The 16,806-nt window shown below is 60.3% G+C and carries 15 protein-coding genes; 7 read left to right on the forward strand and 8 right to left on the reverse strand.

Annotated elements, in window-relative coordinates; genetic code table 11:
- Positions 1-195: 195 nt before the first annotated feature.
- The 3 genes from emhC to U6037_RS06460 are packed head-to-tail and all read right to left on the reverse strand — an operon-like array spanning position 196 to position 5,963.
- Positions 196-1,656: an efflux RND transporter outer membrane subunit EmhC gene (gene emhC, locus U6037_RS06450; RefSeq protein ID WP_322846169.1), complete on the reverse strand. Its 1,461-nt coding sequence runs from the start codon at positions 1,654-1,656 to the stop codon at positions 196-198.
- Positions 1,653-4,802 carry an efflux RND transporter permease subunit EmhB gene (gene emhB / locus U6037_RS06455; RefSeq protein ID WP_322846170.1) on the reverse strand — a complete coding sequence of 1,050 codons (3,150 nt, stop codon included), beginning with the start codon at positions 4,800-4,802 and terminating at the stop codon, positions 1,653-1,655. Before emhB ends, emhC begins: the two co-directional genes overlap by 4 nt.
- 3 nt (positions 4,803-4,805) lie before the next feature.
- Positions 4,806-5,963 (reverse strand): efflux RND transporter periplasmic adaptor subunit, encoded by a 1,158-nt coding sequence (locus tag U6037_RS06460; RefSeq protein ID WP_127926135.1) that lies wholly within the window; start codon positions 5,961-5,963, stop codon positions 4,806-4,808.
- 266 nt (positions 5,964-6,229) lie between these two features.
- Between U6037_RS06460 and emhR the strand changes: the two genes are divergently transcribed.
- A complete protein-coding gene (gene emhR, locus U6037_RS06465; protein ID WP_007917080.1) occupies positions 6,230-6,862 on the forward strand; it encodes an efflux system transcriptional repressor EmhR in 633 nt (210 codons plus the stop codon).
- Positions 6,863-7,342: 480 nt separating this feature from the next.
- Here the strand turns inward: emhR and U6037_RS06470 are convergent, their stop codons facing one another.
- From U6037_RS06470 to U6037_RS06480, 3 genes are read right to left on the reverse strand one after another with little or no spacing between them, the layout of a single operon-like run.
- Positions 7,343-8,392, reverse strand: coding sequence for an alkene reductase (locus U6037_RS06470; RefSeq protein WP_122845029.1), 1,050 nt, complete (start codon positions 8,390-8,392; stop codon positions 7,343-7,345).
- 28 nt (positions 8,393-8,420) lie between these two features.
- Positions 8,421-9,587 (reverse strand): MFS transporter, encoded by a 1,167-nt coding sequence (locus U6037_RS06475; protein WP_322846171.1) that lies wholly within the window; start codon positions 9,585-9,587, stop codon positions 8,421-8,423.
- Positions 9,588-9,621: 34 nt separating this feature from the next.
- Positions 9,622-9,924 (reverse strand): ArsR/SmtB family transcription factor, encoded by a 303-nt coding sequence (locus U6037_RS06480; RefSeq protein ID WP_007917068.1) that lies wholly within the window; start codon positions 9,922-9,924, stop codon positions 9,622-9,624.
- A gap of 170 nt (positions 9,925-10,094) precedes the next feature.
- Here U6037_RS06480 and U6037_RS06485 point away from each other — a divergent pair, with 170 nt between their 5' ends.
- Positions 10,095-10,679 carry an ACP phosphodiesterase gene (locus U6037_RS06485; protein ID WP_322846172.1) on the forward strand — a complete coding sequence of 195 codons (585 nt, stop codon included), beginning with the start codon at positions 10,095-10,097 and terminating at the stop codon, positions 10,677-10,679.
- A gap of 104 nt (positions 10,680-10,783) precedes the next feature.
- Here U6037_RS06485 and U6037_RS06490 read toward each other — a convergent pair whose 3' ends face one another.
- Both U6037_RS06490 and olsB read right to left on the reverse strand, forming a co-directional pair.
- Positions 10,784-11,578 (reverse strand): lysophospholipid acyltransferase family protein, encoded by a 795-nt coding sequence (locus U6037_RS06490; protein ID WP_322846173.1) that lies wholly within the window; start codon positions 11,576-11,578, stop codon positions 10,784-10,786.
- Positions 11,578-12,333, reverse strand: a complete 756-nt coding sequence (gene olsB / locus U6037_RS06495) for an L-ornithine N(alpha)-acyltransferase (protein ID WP_322846174.1) — start codon at positions 12,331-12,333, stop codon at positions 11,578-11,580. The genes U6037_RS06490 and olsB overlap by 1 nt, the downstream gene beginning before the upstream one ends.
- 153 nt (positions 12,334-12,486) lie before the next feature.
- Here olsB and U6037_RS06500 point away from each other — a divergent pair, with 153 nt between their 5' ends.
- The 5 genes from U6037_RS06500 (at position 12,487) to U6037_RS06520 (ending at position 16,797) form a co-directional block, all read left to right on the forward strand.
- A complete protein-coding gene (locus tag U6037_RS06500) occupies positions 12,487-13,365 on the forward strand; it encodes an acyl-CoA dehydrogenase family protein (RefSeq protein ID WP_322846175.1) in 879 nt (292 codons plus the stop codon).
- Between the two features lie 166 nt (positions 13,366-13,531).
- Positions 13,532-14,611, forward strand: a complete 1,080-nt coding sequence (locus U6037_RS06505; protein ID WP_322846176.1) for a serine hydrolase — start codon at positions 13,532-13,534, stop codon at positions 14,609-14,611.
- Positions 14,608-14,904 carry an amidase gene (locus U6037_RS06510; protein WP_322846177.1) on the forward strand — a complete coding sequence of 99 codons (297 nt, stop codon included), beginning with the start codon at positions 14,608-14,610 and terminating at the stop codon, positions 14,902-14,904. Before U6037_RS06505 ends, U6037_RS06510 begins: the two co-directional genes overlap by 4 nt.
- A gap of 143 nt (positions 14,905-15,047) precedes the next feature.
- On the forward strand, positions 15,048-15,638 hold the full coding sequence (locus U6037_RS06515) for a YceI family protein (protein ID WP_322846178.1): 591 nt from the start codon (positions 15,048-15,050) through the stop codon (positions 15,636-15,638).
- Position 15,639: 1 nt separating this feature from the next.
- A complete protein-coding gene (locus U6037_RS06520; protein ID WP_322846179.1) occupies positions 15,640-16,797 on the forward strand; it encodes a phosphatidylserine/phosphatidylglycerophosphate/cardiolipin synthase family protein in 1,158 nt (385 codons plus the stop codon).
- Positions 16,798-16,806 lie beyond the last annotated feature (9 nt).

Raw genomic sequence — 16,806 nt, forward strand, 5'->3', positions numbered from 1 at the left:
GTTTTGGGTGAATGGGAGGGCCTCATCGCTGGCAAGCCAGCTCCCACAGGTTTTTGTGTCGTTCACAATGTTGGGTACACCACAGAACAATGTGGGAGCTGGCTTGCCAGCGATGGAGCCAGCCCAGACACCACAACTTTCTGACAGGCAACAAAAAGCCCACCAATCGGTGGGCTCCTTGTATTCAGCCGATGATCAGAACAACTTCATCTTCGGCGCTTCTTCTTTCAGCGGTTCGTTCTGCGCGGTTTGCGCATTCCAGCCACCGCCCAGGGCCTTGTACAGGTTGACCGCACTGGTCAGCTGCGCGAGACGGTCGGTGATCAGCGCTTGTTGCGCGCTGAACAACTGACGCTGGGCATCGAGGAAGGTCAGGTTGCTGTCGACACCGATGCGGTAACGACGCTCGGCCAGGCGGTAGTAATCCTGGTTGGCCTGAACGAAGTCACGCTGCGCTTGCAGCTGATCGGTGTAGGTCTGGCGGGCGGCCAGGCCGTCGGCGACTTCCTGGAAGGCCGTTTGAATGGACTTCTCGTAGTTCGCCACGCCAATGTCCTTCTGGATCTTGGCGGCGTCGAGGCTGGCGCGCAGGCTGCCGGCGTTGAAGATCGGCAGGTTGATCTGCGGCTGGAACAGCCACGTCCCCGAACCACCCTTGAACAGACCCGACAGGTCCGGGCTCAGGCTGCCCGCGTTGGCGGTCAGGCTGATGCTCGGGAAGAACGCAGCACGGGCCGCGCCGATGTTGGCGTTGGCCGCTTTCAGGTTGTACTCGGCTTGCAGGATGTCCGGACGACGTTGCAGCAGGTCCGAAGGCAGACCGGCCGGTACATCGCTGAGCAGGTCATCCGACAGCGGTTTGGCTGCTTGCAGATTGGCCGGGATACCGGTGCCAAGCAGCAGGGTCAGGCTGTTTTCGTCCTGTGCCACCTGGCGGGTGTAACGCGCCAGTTGTGCACGAGCGTTTTCGACCGAGGTGCGCGACTGCGCCAGATCCAGCGCCGAAGCCACACCGACTTCGTTGCTGCGGCTGGTCAGCTTGTAGCTTTCTTCAAAGGCACCGAGGGTGTCTTGCGTCAGCTTGAGCAGTTCCTTGTCCGCTTGCCAGGTCAGGTAAGCATTGGCGACGCTGGCGACCAGACTGATCTGGGTGCTGCGCCGTGCTTCTTCAGTGGCGAAGTACTGTTGCAACGCTTGTTCGCTCAGGCTGCGAACCCGACCGAACAGATCGAGTTCGTAGGCGCTGATGCCGACGGTGGCCGAGTAGGAACTGGTGATGCCCGCTTCACCGGTCTGCGATGCACGAGCCGGAACTCGCTGACGGCTGCCGCTTGCATTGGCCGAAACCGCCGGGAACAGGTCGGCACGCTGGATGCGGTATTGAGCCGCATAAGCGTCGATGTTCAGTGCCGCGACACGCAGGTCACGGTTGTTTTCCAGCGAAACCTGAATCAGCTGTTGCAGCGCCGGGTCATGAAAAAACTGTTTCCAGCCCTGCTCGGCAGCGGCCTGCGCCGGAGCCTGGGCCGGCGAATACGCCGGCCCCTGCGGGAACTGACCTGCGACCGGAGCCTCAGGCTGCTGATAGTCAGGTATCAGCGAGCAACCGCTCAGCACGAAGGCGGCGACTGCGATGGAGAGTAGCGACTTGCTCATTGGCCAGCCTCTTTAGGAGTTTCAGTAGCTTCATCCTCGTCAGCGATTTTACGCTGGCCCAGGGACGAAACCGTAACGAAGAACAGTGGGACCCAGAAGATCGCCAGGATCGTGGCCGTGAGCATACCGCCAATCACGCCCGTACCGATCGCATGTTGACTGCCTGAACCGGCGCCCGTGGAAATCGCCAACGGTACAACACCGAGGACGAAGGCCAGCGAGGTCATGATGATCGGTCGCAGACGCATGCGGCACGCTTCAATCGCCGCATCCCGCAGGCTGCGCCCTTGCTCATGCAGTTCCTTGGCGAACTCGACGATCAGAATGGCGTTTTTAGCCGCCAGACCGATGGTCGTCAACAGGCCGACCTGGAAGTACACGTCGTTGGACAGACCGCGCAGGCTGGTGGCCAGCAGCGCACCGATGATCCCCAGCGGCACCACGAGCATAACCGCGATCGGAATCGACCAGCTCTCGTACAACGCCGCCAGACACAGGAACACCATCAGCAGCGACAGGGCGTACAGCGCTGGCGCTTGCGAACCGGACAGACGTTCCTCATAAGACAGACCCGTCCAGGAGATACCGACACCCGCCGGCAGCTTCTTGGCAATCGCTTCGACTTCGGCCATCGCATCACCGGTGGAGTAACCCGGCGCCGGAGAACCGAGGATCTCCATCGCTTCTACACCGTTGTAACGCGCCAGTTTGGGCGAACCGTAGATCCACTCGCCCTTGGCGAACGCGGAGAACGGCACCATGGTCCCGGCGTTGTTGCGCACGTACCACTTCTTCAAGTCTTCAGGGCTCATGCGAGCACCGGCCTGACCTTGCACGTACACCTTCTTCACCCGACCACGGTCGATGAAGTCGTTGACGTAGCTACTACCGAAGGAGATCGACAGCGTGCTGTTGATGTCGGCAATGCTCACGCCGAGGGCCTGGGCCTTCTGATCGTCGATTTCCAGGTGGTATTGCGGCTCGTCGTTCAAGCCGTTCGGACGCACCTGATAGAGCACCTTGCTCTGCGCGGCCAGACCGAGGAACTGGTTGCGCGCCTCCATCAGTTTTTCGTGACCGATACCGGCACGGTCCTGCAGGAACACGTCGAAACCGGTGGCGTTACCCAATTCCAGTACCGCTGGCGGGGCGAAAGCAAACACCATCGCGTCGCGGAAGCTGAAGAAGTGTTGCTGCGCACGCTGGGCGAGGGCGAACACGCTGTTGCTCGCGTCACGCTCGTCCCACGGTTTGAGCATGATGAACGCCAGACCCGAGCTCTGACCGCGACCGGCGAAGTTGAAGCCGTTAACGGTGAACACCGAGGACACCGCACCGGATTCTTTCTCCAGCAGGTAGGAACGCATTTCGTCGATCACGACTTGGGTACGTTCGGCACTGGAGCCGGCCGGGGTTTGCACCTGGGCGAACAGTACGCCTTGGTCTTCTTCCGGCAGGAACGCGGTTGGAATACGGGTGAACAGCCAGATCATGCCGACCACGATCAGCAGATAGGCGAGCAGGTACGGCGCTTTGCGCGACAGCATGTTGCCGACACCGCGCTCGTAGCTCTGCACACCACGGTCGAAATTGCGGTTGAACCAGCCAAAGAAACCCTTCTTCGGCGTGCCATGCTCGCCTTTCGGAATTGCCTTGAGCATGGTTGCGCACAGCGCCGGGGTGAAGATCAGCGCGACCAGTACCGACAGGGCCATGGCCGAGACGATGGTGATCGAGAACTGCTTGTAGATCACACCGGTGGAACCGCTGAAGAACGCCATCGGCAGCAATACCGCCGACAGCACCAGCGCGATACCGACCAGGGCGCCCTGGATCTGGCCCATGGACTTCTTGGTCGCTTCCTTCGGTGACAAGCCTTCCTCGCTCATCACCCGCTCGACGTTTTCCACCACCACGATGGCGTCGTCCACCAGCAAGCCGATGGCCAACACCATGCCGAACATGGTCAGGGTGTTGATGCTGAAACCGAATGCCGCGAGGATGCCGAACGTACCGAGCAATACCACCGGCACAGTCATCGTGGTGATGACGGTAGCGCGGAAATTCTGCAGGAACAGGAACATCACCAGGAACACCAGCACGATCGCTTCGACCAGGGTTTCAACCACACCCTTGATCGACTCGGTCACCACCGGGGTGGTGTCGTACGGGAACACCACTTCCATGCCTTGCGGGAAGAACGGCTTGAGCTCGTCAATCGTCTTGCGCAGGGCCTTGGCGGTGTCGAGGGCGTTGGCGCCGTTGGCCAGTTTCACCGCCAGACCGGAAGACGGTTTGCCGTTGAACTGTGCCGAAATGGTCGAGTTCTCACCGCCCAGACCGACATCGGCGACGTCGCCGACGCGCACTTGCGAGCCGTCCTGATTGACCTTCAGCAGAATCGCCTTGAACTGCTCAGCGGTCTGCAAACGGGTCTTGCCGATGATCGTCGCGTTCAGTTGCTGGCCTGGCAGCGCCGGCAAACCGCCGAGCTGACCGGACGAGACCTGAACGTTCTGCGCCGAGATGGCGGAGCTGACGTCAGCCGGGGTCAGGTTGTACTTGTTCAGCTTGGCCGGGTCGAGCCAGATGCGCATCGCGTACTGGGCACCGAAGACTTGGAAGTCACCGACACCGGCGGTCCGCGAGATCGGGTCCTGCATGTTCGACACGATGTAGTTGGACAAGTCGTCCTTGGTCATGCTGCCGTCACGCGATACCACGCCGATCACCAAGAGGAAGTTTTTCACTGCCTTGGTCACACGGATACCTTGTTGCTGCACTTCCTGCGGCAACAGCGGGGTAGCGAGGTTCAGCTTGTTCTGAACCTGCACCTGCGCGGTGTCGGAGTTGGTGCCCTGCTCGAAGGTCGCGGTGATGGTCATGCTGCCGTCGGAGTTACTTTCCGAGGACACATACCGCAGGTTGTCGATACCGTTGAGCTGCTGCTCGATTACCTGGACCACGGTGTCCTGCACGGTTTGCGCCGAAGCACCCGGGTAGGTTACGGAGATCGCAATGGCCGGTGGCGCAATGCTCGGGTATTGGTTGATTGGCAATTTCAGGATCGAAAGTGCCCCGACCAGCATGATCACCAGGGCAATTACCCAAGCGAAAATCGGACGGTCGATGAAGAATTTTGACATGGATTACTCCCCTTTGCCGCCGGCGGCTTTGTCAGCTGCCTGAGCGGGGGCCGGGTTCTTGTTGCCTACGTTAGTGGCTTCGGTCGGGTTGACCTGAACACCTGGACGCACGTACTGCAGGCCTTCGGTGATCAAGCGATCGCCGGCCTTCAGCCCGTCTTCGATCAGCCACTGGCTGCCGACGGTGCGGCTGGCCTTGAGCTGACGCAGTTCGACCTTGTTATCGGCGCCGACGACCAGTGCGGTCGGAGTGCCTTTGAGGTCACGGGTCACGCCTTGTTGCGGCGCCAGAATGGCCGCAGCGTTGACGCCGGCCTGCAACTGGGCGCGGACGAACATGCCTGGCAGCAGGGTGTGATCCGGGTTCGGGAACACGGCGCGCAAGGTCACGGAACCGGTAGTCGGGTCAACCGTGACTTCGGAGAATTCCAGCTTACCGTCAAGCTTGTACTGGCTGCCGTCTTCCAAGGTCAGTTTGACCGCTGCGGCGGTATCGCCGGACTTCTGCAGGCGACCGCTTTCCAGCTCGCGGCGCAGCTCCAGCAGTTCAACCGAGGACTGGGTGACGTCGACGTAGATCGGGTCCAGTTGCTGGATCGTTGCCATCGCGTCGGTCTGGCCATTGCTGACCAGTGCACCTTCGGTGACCGAAGAACGACCGATGCGGCCGGAGATCGGCGCGTACACCTTGGTGTAACGCACGTTGATCTGCGCGCTCTGCAACGACGCTTCCGATTCCATGCGGTTGGACACGGCGGTGTCGTATTCCTGACGGCTCACGGCCTGCTCGTCGACCAGTTGCTTGTAGCGGTCAGAGATCGACTTGGTCGAACGCAGGTTGGCTTCAGCGCTTTTCAGGGTCGCTTCATAGACCGACGGATCGATCTGATACAGCTGCTGGCCGGCTTTGACATCGCCGCCTTCCTTGAACAGACGCTTGAGAATGATGCCGTTGACCTGCGGGCGAACTTCAGCGATGCGGAACGCACTGGTGCGGCCCGGCAGTTCCGACGTGAGGGTAAAGGCTTGTGGTTGCAGGGTGACGACGCCGACCTGAGGCGGTGGAGCGGCCGGGGCCGCTTCTTCCTTTTTACATCCGCTGAGCAGCGATGCCAGGGCAACGGCAGTGACCAGAGCGGTAACAGCTGGCTTGAATTGCATGAAGATCCTCGGGTCAGGCGCGCGAAAAGCGCACAAGAAGTGTGGAAGGGTAAAAAAATGATGCCGGGTGGATAAGTAGCTTGCTAAGGAATATACTTACGTTCATGGTTGTTTGTAAACACCTTGGCGTCGTATCCACCCTGTTACAAAAATCGTCGCAAGGTTTGAAATTGTAGGCTGGGGAGCCGATTCATGAGAGATCGCCCCCTCTTTATTCAGCGGATATTCAGCCATCCCTGAAACATCCTGTTTGAGGTTTTACTGCCATGGTCCGTCGTACCAAAGAGGAAGCTCAGGAAACCCGCAGCCAGATTCTGGAAGCGGCAGAGAAAGCCTTTTATGAAAGGGGCGTTGCGCGCACGACCCTGGCGGATATCGCGGCCCTGGCCGGCGTCACGCGCGGTGCCATTTACTGGCATTTCAGCAACAAGGCCGATCTGGTGCAGGCGATGCTCGATTCGTTGCGTGAACCGCTGGATGAACTGGCCAGAGCCAGCGAAAGTGAAGACGAACTGGATCCGCTGGGCTGCATGCGCCAACTGCTGATTCATTTGTTTCATCAAGTTGCGCTGGACCCGAAAACCCGGCGTATCAACGAAATTCTGTTTCATAAGTGCGAGTTCACCGATGAAATGTGCGATCTGCGCCAGCAGCGCCGGGACGTCAGTCTCGATTGCAATGAGCGCATCGCTCTGACGTTGCGTAATGCGGTAAATCGCGGCCAATTGCCGGAAGATCTCGACACTGCCCGCGCGGCCATCAGCATTCACAGCTATATCGATGGCCTTCTGTATGGATGGCTTCTGGCGCCGGACAGCTTCGAGCTGCATGCCGAGGCCGAGCGTTGGGTCGATACAGGGTTGGATATGCTGCGCCTGAGCCCCAGCCTGCGCAAATGAAACAAAATGCGTAATTGGCACAGCTTATGTCAATTGGCCTGCCTTTATATACGTTTGCGGCGGGGAGTTTATACGTAGCGAACTACGCATTTTGTAGGGAATTTGTGTCGTCTGTGTGAATGAGTGTTGGCCGCTTGCCCTCACCCTAGCCCTCTCCCAGAGAGAGAGGGGACCGACCGAGGTGTTCTTGCGAGATACGCCGACGTGAAAAATCCAGTCGAACTCAGGTTTCGAATATTCCGCGATCGGCTCCCTCTACCAGAGGTAGAGGGGACTGACTGAGGTGTTCTTGCGAGTTACGCCGACCTGAGATATCAGGTCGAACTCCAGATTTGAAACGCACACAGATCGGCTCCCTCTCCCCTGGGAGAGGGCTGGGGTGAGGGGCTACGTACTCAGCCGCGCAATCATTCTCCAGGCGAGCACAAAAAAGCCCCCAACTCTCACAAGTCGGGGGCTTTTGTATTTCTGCGGTATGCCTTACAGCGCCGGATAGTCGATATAACCAACCGGGCCCTTGGCATAGAACAACTCCGGACGCGCATCATTCAACGGCGCATCCGCCTTCAAACGAGCCGGCAGATCCGGGTTGGCAATGAACGGCACACCAAACGCCACGGCGTCAGCCTTGCCACTCGCCAGCCACTCGTTGGCGCTGTCCTTGGTAAAGCGTTCATTGGCAATGTACGGGCCACCGAACGCTTCTTTCAGTTGTGGGCCGAGGCTGTCGGCGCCTTCTTTCTCACGGGAGCAGATGAACGCGATGCCGCGTTTGCCCAGCTCACGCGCGACGTAAGTGAAGGTTTCTGCCAGGTTGTCGTCGCCCATGTCGTGGGAGTCAGCGCGCGGTGCCAGGTGCACACCGACACGGCCGGCGCCCCAGACTTCGATCGCGGCGTCAGTCACTTCCAGCAGCAAGCGCGCACGGTTTTCCAGCGAGCCACCATAGTTGTCGGTGCGCTGGTTGGTGCTGCTTTGCAGGAACTGGTCGAGCAGGTAACCGTTGGCACCGTGGATTTCCACGCCGTCGAAACCGGCGGCTTTAGCGTTTTCGGCGCCGGTGCGGTAGGCGTCGACGATGTCGGCGATTTCAGCGGTTTCCAGGGCGCGTGGGGTCGGGTAGTCGGCCAGTGGGCGAACCAGGCTGACGTGGCCTTTTGGCTGGATCGCACTCGGTGCCACCGGCGCTTCACCGTTGAGGTACGACGGATGGGAAACCCGGCCGACGTGCCACAGTTGCAGGAAGATCTTGCCGCCAGCGCCGTGAATCGCTTTGGTCACGTTGGCCCAGCCGCGCACTTGATCGTTGGACCAGATGCCTGGGGTGTCCGGGTAGCCAACGCCCATCGGCGTCACCGAAGTGGCTTCGCTGAGAATCAGGCCAGCAGAAGCACGTTGTACGTAGTATTCAGCCATCAGCGCGTTTGGCACGCGGCCTTCGTCGGCGCGGCAGCGGGTCAGCGGGGCCATGATGATGCGGTTGGCCAGCTCGATGTCGCCGAGTTTGATTGGATCGAAAATAGTTGCCATGTCTACAACCCTCGTAGGTGAAAGTTAATCAGTGAGTAGCCGGGGCCAGATCGGCATTGCCGTTCTGACGGAAAGTAATCAGGGTCACCAGCAGGGCGAGCACTGCCAGAGCAGCAGCCGCGAGTGGCACGCTGGTCAGGCCATAACCGTGGGCGATGACGCTGCCGCCGACCCAGGCGCCGAGGGCGTTACCGACGTTGAAGGCGCCGATGTTCAGGGTCGAAACCAGGTTCGGCGCGGCTTTGCCAAAGGTCACCACGTTGACTTGCAGCGCCGGTACGGCGGCGAAACACGCGGTGGCCCAGAGGAACAGAGTGATTTCAGTCGGGATCAGCGCAACGCTGGTCCAGGTCAGTACGGTGGAAACCACGGCCATGGCGATGAACACGCCGATCAACGTGGCGGCCATGCCCTTGTCGGCGAGTTTGCCGCCGATGATGTTGCCGACGGTCAGGCCCAGACCGATCAGCATCAGCGTCCAGGTCACGCCACGCGGCGACACGCCGGTGACTTCGCCGAGCAGCGGGGCGACGTAGGTGAACAGAGTGAAGACGGATGCGGCGAAGAGTGCAGTCATGCTCAGCGACAGCCAGATCCCGGCACCTTTGAGGGCGGCGAGTTCGGCGCGCATGTCGAGTTTTTCTTCGTCACGCTTGGCCGGCAGGAAGCGGATCAGGCCGATCAGCGCAATCACACCGATGACGGTCACCGCCCAGAAGGTCGAGCGCCAGCCGTATTGCTGACCCAGCGCAGTGCCCAACGGCACACCGAGGACGTTGGCCAGGGTCAGGCCGGTGAACATCAAGGCCACCGCCGAAGCACGCTTGTTGGCTGGCACCAGATTGGCCGCCACCACCGAGCCGATGCCGAAGAACGCACCGTGGCACAGCGCGGTGATCACCCGGGCAAACATCAGCACGTTGTAGTCACTGGCAATCGCACAGAGCAGGTTGCCGACAATAAAGATACCCATCAACGCGACCAGTGCTGCTTTACGCGGCAGTTTGGCCGTGGCCATTGCCATGAACGGCGCACCGATGGCCACACCGAGGGCGTAACCGGTCACCAGCCAACCGGCGCCGGGGATCGATACACCGAGGTCGGCCGCCACATTGGGCAGCAGGCCCATGATGACGAATTCGGTGGTGCCGATGGCGAAGGCGCTCAAGGCGAGGATGAGGAGCGAGAGGGGCATGCAGGTTTCCTTGTCGGCTGGCTGACGTTAAGGGTCAGAGCTCTTTACTGAGGGTGCTGAGAAACGCCTGGATCACGTCCTCGTTACGTTTGAAAAAGTGCCATTGACCGGCCTTCTGGCTGCTGATCAGACCGGCGCGTTGCAACGTCGCGAGGTGTGCCGAAACGGTCGACTGCGACAGGCCGCAACGCTGATCGATCTGCCCGGCGCAGATGCCGTACTCGTGGTTGTGCAACTGTTCCGGGAATTCGTTCTTCGGGTCTTTCAGCCAGTTGAGGATGTCTCGCCGTACTGGGTGCGCCAGGGCTTTTATTATTTCGTCGAGGTCGAGGTTCATGGCAGGGTGCTCACAATGTGTACAACGCTATATCGCGATGTGGCGAAATATAAATCGTTAGATCGCGATACACCAATATAATTTTGATCTGACGTCAGCATAAATTGGTATATCGCGTTATAACGATACATGGGTGTATGGCTTATGGGCCGCAGTGCTAAGCTGCGCCCATGAACTATCTCGCACATTTACACCTCGGTGGCCAGCGCCCCGGGCAACTGCTCGGCAGTCTGTATGGCGATTTCGTCAAAGGTCGGCTGCAAGGGCAGTTTGCGCCGGAGGTGGAGGCGGCCATTCAACTGCATCGACGGATTGACGTGTTCACTGACCGCCATCCGTTGGTGGACATCGCCCTGGGGCGGTTTTCCGACACGCGGCGGCGCTATGCCGGGATCGTGCTCGATGTATTTTTCGATCATTGCCTGGCGCGGGACTGGACGCTGTATGCCGATCAGCCACTGGAGGTTTTCACCGCTGATGTCTATCGGGTGCTGTCCCGTGAACCGCAATTGCCCGTGCGACTGGCGAAGATCGCCCCGCACATGGTCGCCAATGACTGGTTGGGTTCATATCAGCAATTTGAAGTGCTGGAGCAGGTGTTGCGCGGGATCTCGCGGCGGCTGAGCCGGCCGGAGGAACTGGCGGGTGCGATGGAGGAATTGCGGCGGTTGTATGAGCCGCTCAGTGAAGACTTCCGACTCTTCTACCCACAACTTCAGGACTTCGCACAAAACCTTCAGACACAGAAAATCTAATGTAGGAGTGAGCCTGCTCGCGATAGCGGTGTGTCAGTCGACATTAGTATTGACTGACACACCGCTATCGCGAGCAGGCTCACTCCTACAGGGGATTTGTGTTTTCAGGCAGCGATCAATTCGCCAGCACGACGCGGTTCAGCAGGTTTCGCCACCTCACCAAACAACGCCTTCTGCACCGCCTGCTGCGCTTCGAACGCCAGTGCCGCACGTTCACGACCCTGACAGGCAAGCGGCTTGAGCAGGTGCACTTCAACATCACCGCAATCATGGCTGAACAGGCGCATCAGGTGCGAGAGCAGATCGTCGTCACCAATAAACGGTGCCAGCGCATCGATTTCGCCATCGCGCAGGTAACGGATCGCCACCGGTTGCAGCATCACCTCGGAATCAATCGCCGCCGCCAACAAACGGCCGTGAAAGGTACGCAGCGAACGGCCGTCGGTGGTGGTGCCTTCCGGGAACATCAACAAGGCGTGATCGGTTTGCAGGTGACGGGTCATCTGCTTGCGGATCAACTGGCTGTCGCCCGAACCGCGACGGATGAACAGGCTGCCAGCCTTCGCCGCGAGCCAACCGGCCACCGGCCAGGTGCGCACTTCGGCCTTGGACAGAAACGACAACGGCGTCAGCATGCCGAGCAGCGGAATATCAGTCCACGACACATGATTGCTGACCCACAGCATCGGCTGTTTCGGCAACTCGCCGTGCACAGTCACGCGAAAGGGCAGGGCATTGCTCAGGCGCGCCATGAAGAAGCGCGACCAGCGCTGACGCCGCTCCATCGAATGCGCCAGACCGATGCGTTCAAATACGCCGAAGACGCTGGCCATGGTCAAACCCAGCGACACCACCAGCAGCACCCGCGCGATCCGCGCGTACACCCGCAGCCGGCTCATCACACGGCCGCCTTGAAGTGCTTGGCGTAGCGCGGGCAGAGTTCGTCGCGTTTGAGCAGGATGAACACGTCGGCGACCTGGAAGTCCTCGTCCCAGCACGGCTCGCCGCAGATCTTCGCGCCCAGGCGCATATAAGCCTTGAGCAGTGGCGGCATTTCGGCGATCACGTTGGAAGGAATATCCAGCGTCGGCAGCGGATTATTCGGCTCGGCGCGCAGGTGTTCGGTGCACAGATAACGTTCGCGCAGGCGCTGCATGATCGCGTGGGCCTGAATGCCGCCGTCCTGCATCGGGATGCTCGCGCAACCCATCAAATAACTGTAGCCGCCCTGATTCAACACTTCGGCCAACTCGCCCCACAACACCGCGATGGTGCCGCCGTTGCGGTACGCCGGGTCGACGCAGGTGCGGCCGATTTCGAGGATCGGGCCTTGCAGATGCGCGAGGCCGTGCAGGCTGAATTCTTCTTCGCTGTAGAACTTGCCCAGGCTGCTGGCGGCGGTGTGATCGAGCAGACGTGTGGTCGCGACCAAACGGCCGGTGTTCAAGTCACGCACGCCGATGTGGCTGCAGTGAACATCATAATCATCCATGTCCAGACCCAGTTCCGCGCCTTTCAGCTTGGCGTTGAACTCGCCGCTGAAGACGTTGAAGCGCAAGGCCTGGGCTTGCTGCAAGGCCTCGGCGCCGATCAGGCGTTCGGCTTGCAGGCGGCGTTCATTGCCGGTGTCGCTGATGCGGGCGATCTGAGTCATGTGAATCTCCGTACGGGCCTTTAACCCGTCTTGGGTTGCAGCCGATCGACTTTCTTTATGCAGCCGTGTTGTGCAAAGTCAGGCTATGTAGCCCCGGTGTCATCGCCATGAACGTTCGGTGATGCTTATATGACAGCCCACAAGGAGCCTCTTATGCCCTGGCCAGATCTGCTGCACAGCCGTGAACGATTGCCCGCCGTTGCTGACCTGGCCGAGGGTTTTGCGACGTTGTTGCATCAGTTGGGCAACGTCACACCGTTCGAACTGGCGGTGTCAGGCGGACGGCGAATGGCAACACCGGGGCTGGCGTTTCTGGTCGGTTACCAAGCGGCGTTGCGTATGTTGTGGCCGAGTGCGCCGCTGAGCCTTGGCGCTTTGTGTGCGACCGAACAGCGCAGTTTGCGTCCAGCGGACATGCAGACGCGGCTGAGTGAATTGCGCCTGAACGGGCGCAAGGACTTTGTCACCGCTGGCGATGCGGCGGACTGGCTGTTGATTGCTGCGCGCAGCGAAGAACCCGGCGAAACCCCACGTCTGAGTCTGGCCGTGGTCTATCCCGGCGAGCCCGGCGTGACCGTGGAGAAACTGCCGGCGCTGCCGTTGATGCCGGACATCAGTCATGGCCGGTTGCTGCTGGATGGCGCGTTGTGTGAGTTGCTGGCGGGGGATGGTTGGGATGCTTACGTCAAACCGTTCCGCACGCTGGAAGATGTCTATGTGTTGAGCGCGATGACCGCGTGGTTGTATGGCGTCGGGCAGGACAGTGACTGGCCGCAGGCGCTGCAACTTCGGTTGCTGGCGTTGTTGGCCGGGTGCACCGAGGCGAGTCGGCAACCGCCGAACAATCCGGCCGGGCATGTGTTGCTCGGTGAGTTGTTTGCGCAGTTTGCGGCGTTGGAGGGGGAGGTGAGTCAGGCGTTGGCTGACGGACCGACAGAATGGGCGCAGATATGGCAGCGCGATCGGGTGGTGATGCAGTTGGCGGCGGGGGCTCGGGCCAAGCGGTTGGCCAAGGCTTTGGTGGCGGGCTGAAGGGTCTCATCGCGAGCAGGCTCACTCCTACAGTTGATCGAGTTTCGTCAGTTGAAATGCGATCCCCTGTAGGAGTGAGCCTGCTCGCGATAGCAATCCCAAGAACACCACACATCTGTCATCAACCCCGACTAGTCTCAGCAGGTTCATTCCCAGAGCCCTCACCATGTGCAAAGGCCTGTCGCTGTTTCTGTTGCTGATCACCTTCACCGTTCAGGCCGAACAATGGCCCGCTGAACAATGGCCAACCGGCCGGAAAATCATCGGCCCTGCCGTCGAGGCTCTGGATAATTACGCCTTCCCACCCCGCGACGACACAACTCGCAAAGGCATCCGCACCGATGCCCTGCTGATCATCCACGACGGCCAGATTATCTACGAACGTTACGCCGGCCCGACCACCGAGCAAACCCCGCACCTGACCTGGTCGATCAGCAAAAGCCTGATGGCCACCGTCCTCGGTGTGGCCTACGGCGAGAGCCTGTTCAAGCTCGACGATCCGGCCGCGAAGTTTTACCCGCCACTGACCAAACACCCGGCGATAAAAATCGCCGATCTGTTGCACTGGGCGTCCGGCATCGACTGGCAGGAAGACTATGAATACGCCCCGCTGAAATCCTCGGTGGTGGCGATGCTCTACACCCGTGGTCATCGCGACATGCCTGCATTTACCGCTGAGCACGACAGCTACGCCGAACCGGGGCAGGCCTTCCGCTATTCCAGTGGCGACAGCAATCTCTTGGCGGCAGCGATGAAAAACATCGTCGGTCTTCAGCGTTATGCGGATTATCCGTGGACGGCATTGTTCGAGCCGTTGGGCATCCATCACGCGGTGTGGGAAACCGATGCCAGTGGCACGTTTGTCGCTTCCTCTTATGCCTATCTCACCGCGCGGGATCTGGCGCGGGTCGGTTTGTTGATGGCCCGTGACGGGCGCTGGAATGATCGGCAACTGCTGCCCAAAGATTGGCTCGTGTTCAACCTCAAACCCTTCGCAGGTTACAAGGCTCATCAGGACGAAGCCGTGCCCGGCGGCCACTGGTGGCTCAATCGTCCCGTCGATGGCGCTGCATCACCGTGGCCCGATGCACCGCCCGACACCTTCGCTGCCTTGGGCCACTGGGGCCAGGCGTTGTACGTGATTCCCAGCGAGAAACTGCTGATCGTGCGTTACGCCGATGATCGCGATGGTAGCTACCGCCATAACGAACTGCTCAAACGCGTGCTGAAGGCGGTGCGGCCATGAAGCGCTTTTTGTTGTTGCTGCTTGTTTTGCTGCTCGGCTGGATCGGCTACGAGCGCGAAAACCTGTGGGCCTTCCCCGACATCATCAGCGCCTACACCGCCAAGGAATATTGTTCGTGCCGGTATGTGATGAACAACGGTGCCGAGTATTGCCGTGGCTATGTCAAACAATGGCTGCCGACCAGCCAGTTCACCGATGACCCTGCCAGCAAAACCATCACCGTCAGCGGCATGGGCCGCAGCAATCGCGCCCAATGGTTGAGCGAACGCCAAGGCTGTCGTTTACAGCCTTAAAAGATCGCAGCCTTCGGCAGCTCCTACATGACCGGGTCCACCCTGTAGGAGCTGCCGAAGGCTGCGATCTTTTGATCTTGATGTTGCAATAACTTTGGGGGCGGTTAAGGTTCGTGCAGGTTTATCGGCCCCACGAGTGTTCAATGTTCAACCGCTCCCTGTGTGCAACCCTGTCCAGCCTGCTGCTCGCTGCCGTCACGCTGCCGGCGCACGCCAATTGGTATCTGGACGGCGAGTCGTCGCGGCTGTCGTTCGTCAGCACGAAGAACGCCCACATTTCCGAAGTGCAGCGCTTTCTGGTGCTGCACGGCAAGGTCGACCCCAACGGTCGCGCCGAAGTCGAAGTCGAGCTCGATTCGATCAACAGCGGCATCCCGCTGCGCGACGAGCGCATGCGCAAGGAGCTGTTCCAGATCGAGCAATTCCCCGAAGCGACCATCACCACCCAGATCGACCTGCGCCCGATCAACGATCTGGCCCCCGGTGCGCAGCTGGAATTGCGTTTGCCGCTGACCGTCAACCTGCACGGCAAACAACATGAGTACCCGGCCGAGCTGCTGGCGACGCGTCTCGATGACCGGCGTTTTCAAGTGGTCACGCTAGAGCCGCTGGTGATCAACGCCGAGGATTTCGACCTCGTGCCGGGGCTGGACAGCCTGCGCAAACTCGCCGACCTGTCGGCTATCAGTCTGTCGGTGCCGGTGGGTGCGGTGCTGATCTTCACGGCGCGCTGACATGCGCGGCGCGGTGTTCCCGTGGCGGGACGGCAACCGGTTCGAACTGTTGATCGATGGCCCGCAATTCTTTCCGCGCATGCTTGAGCAGATTGCTGGTGCGCAGGAGCAGATTGAACTCGAACTGTATCTGGTCGAAGCCGGCGCCTGTGCCGAAACCATTGTGCAAGCGCTGGTGCTGGCGGCCGAACGTGGCGTGCGCGTGCGTTGCCTGTTCGATGATTACGGCAGTCTGGCCTTTACGCTCAATTTGCGTCAGCGCCTGACCCATGCCGGGGTCGAACTGCGCTTTTACAATCGGCTGAACTGGCGGCGCTGGGTCGGCAACTTCTATCGGGATCACCGCAAATTGCTGCTGGTCGATCAATGCCTGGCGGTGGTCGGTGGCACGGGTGTCACCGATGAGTTCTGGACGCCGGGCCATGACACCAGCGAATGGCACGAAGTGATGGTCGAGATCCGTGGCCCGTTGGTGATCGACTGGCAATTGCTGTTTGACCGCCAGTGGATTGCCAACCGATATCGCCGCGCTTGGCGCCCGGCCGCGCATTTTGGTCTGCCGCGTTTGCCACGGGTGCCGGACAAGGGCGAGGGCATGGGCCGCGTGGCGTATGCCGACGCCCGCCAGCATCGCGACATTCTGCAATCGCTGTTCCGCGCCTTGAACAGTGGGCAAAAACGCATCTGGATGGCCACGCCGTATTTCCTGCCAACGTGGAAAATCCGCCGCTCCCTGCGCAAGGCAGCGGCGCGCGGTGTCGATGTGCGCCTGCTGTTGACCGGGCCGCGCACCGATCACCCGTCAGTGCGTTATGCCGGGCATCGTTATTACCCGCGACTGCTCAAGGCCGGTGTGCAGATCTTCGAATATCAGCCTTGTTTTCTGCATTTGAAAATGGTCTTGGTGGACGATTGGGTGAGCATCGGTTCATGCAACTTCGACCACTGGAACCTGCGCTTCAATCTGGAGGCGAATCTGGAGGCGCTGGATCCGTCGTTGACGGCAGCGGTGCAGGCGAGTTTTGTGAAGGACTTCGGGCTGAGTCAGTTGGTGAGTCTGGAAGAGTGGCAGCGCCGGCCGTTATGGCGGCGGGTGAAGCAGCGGGTGTGGGGATGGGTGGATCGGGTGGTGGTTAACATCCTCGACCGCCGCGGGTAGAGCGAGATC

The organism is Pseudomonas sp. B33.4 (assembly GCF_034555375.1).
GTDB lineage: Bacteria > Pseudomonadota > Gammaproteobacteria > Pseudomonadales > Pseudomonadaceae > Aquipseudomonas.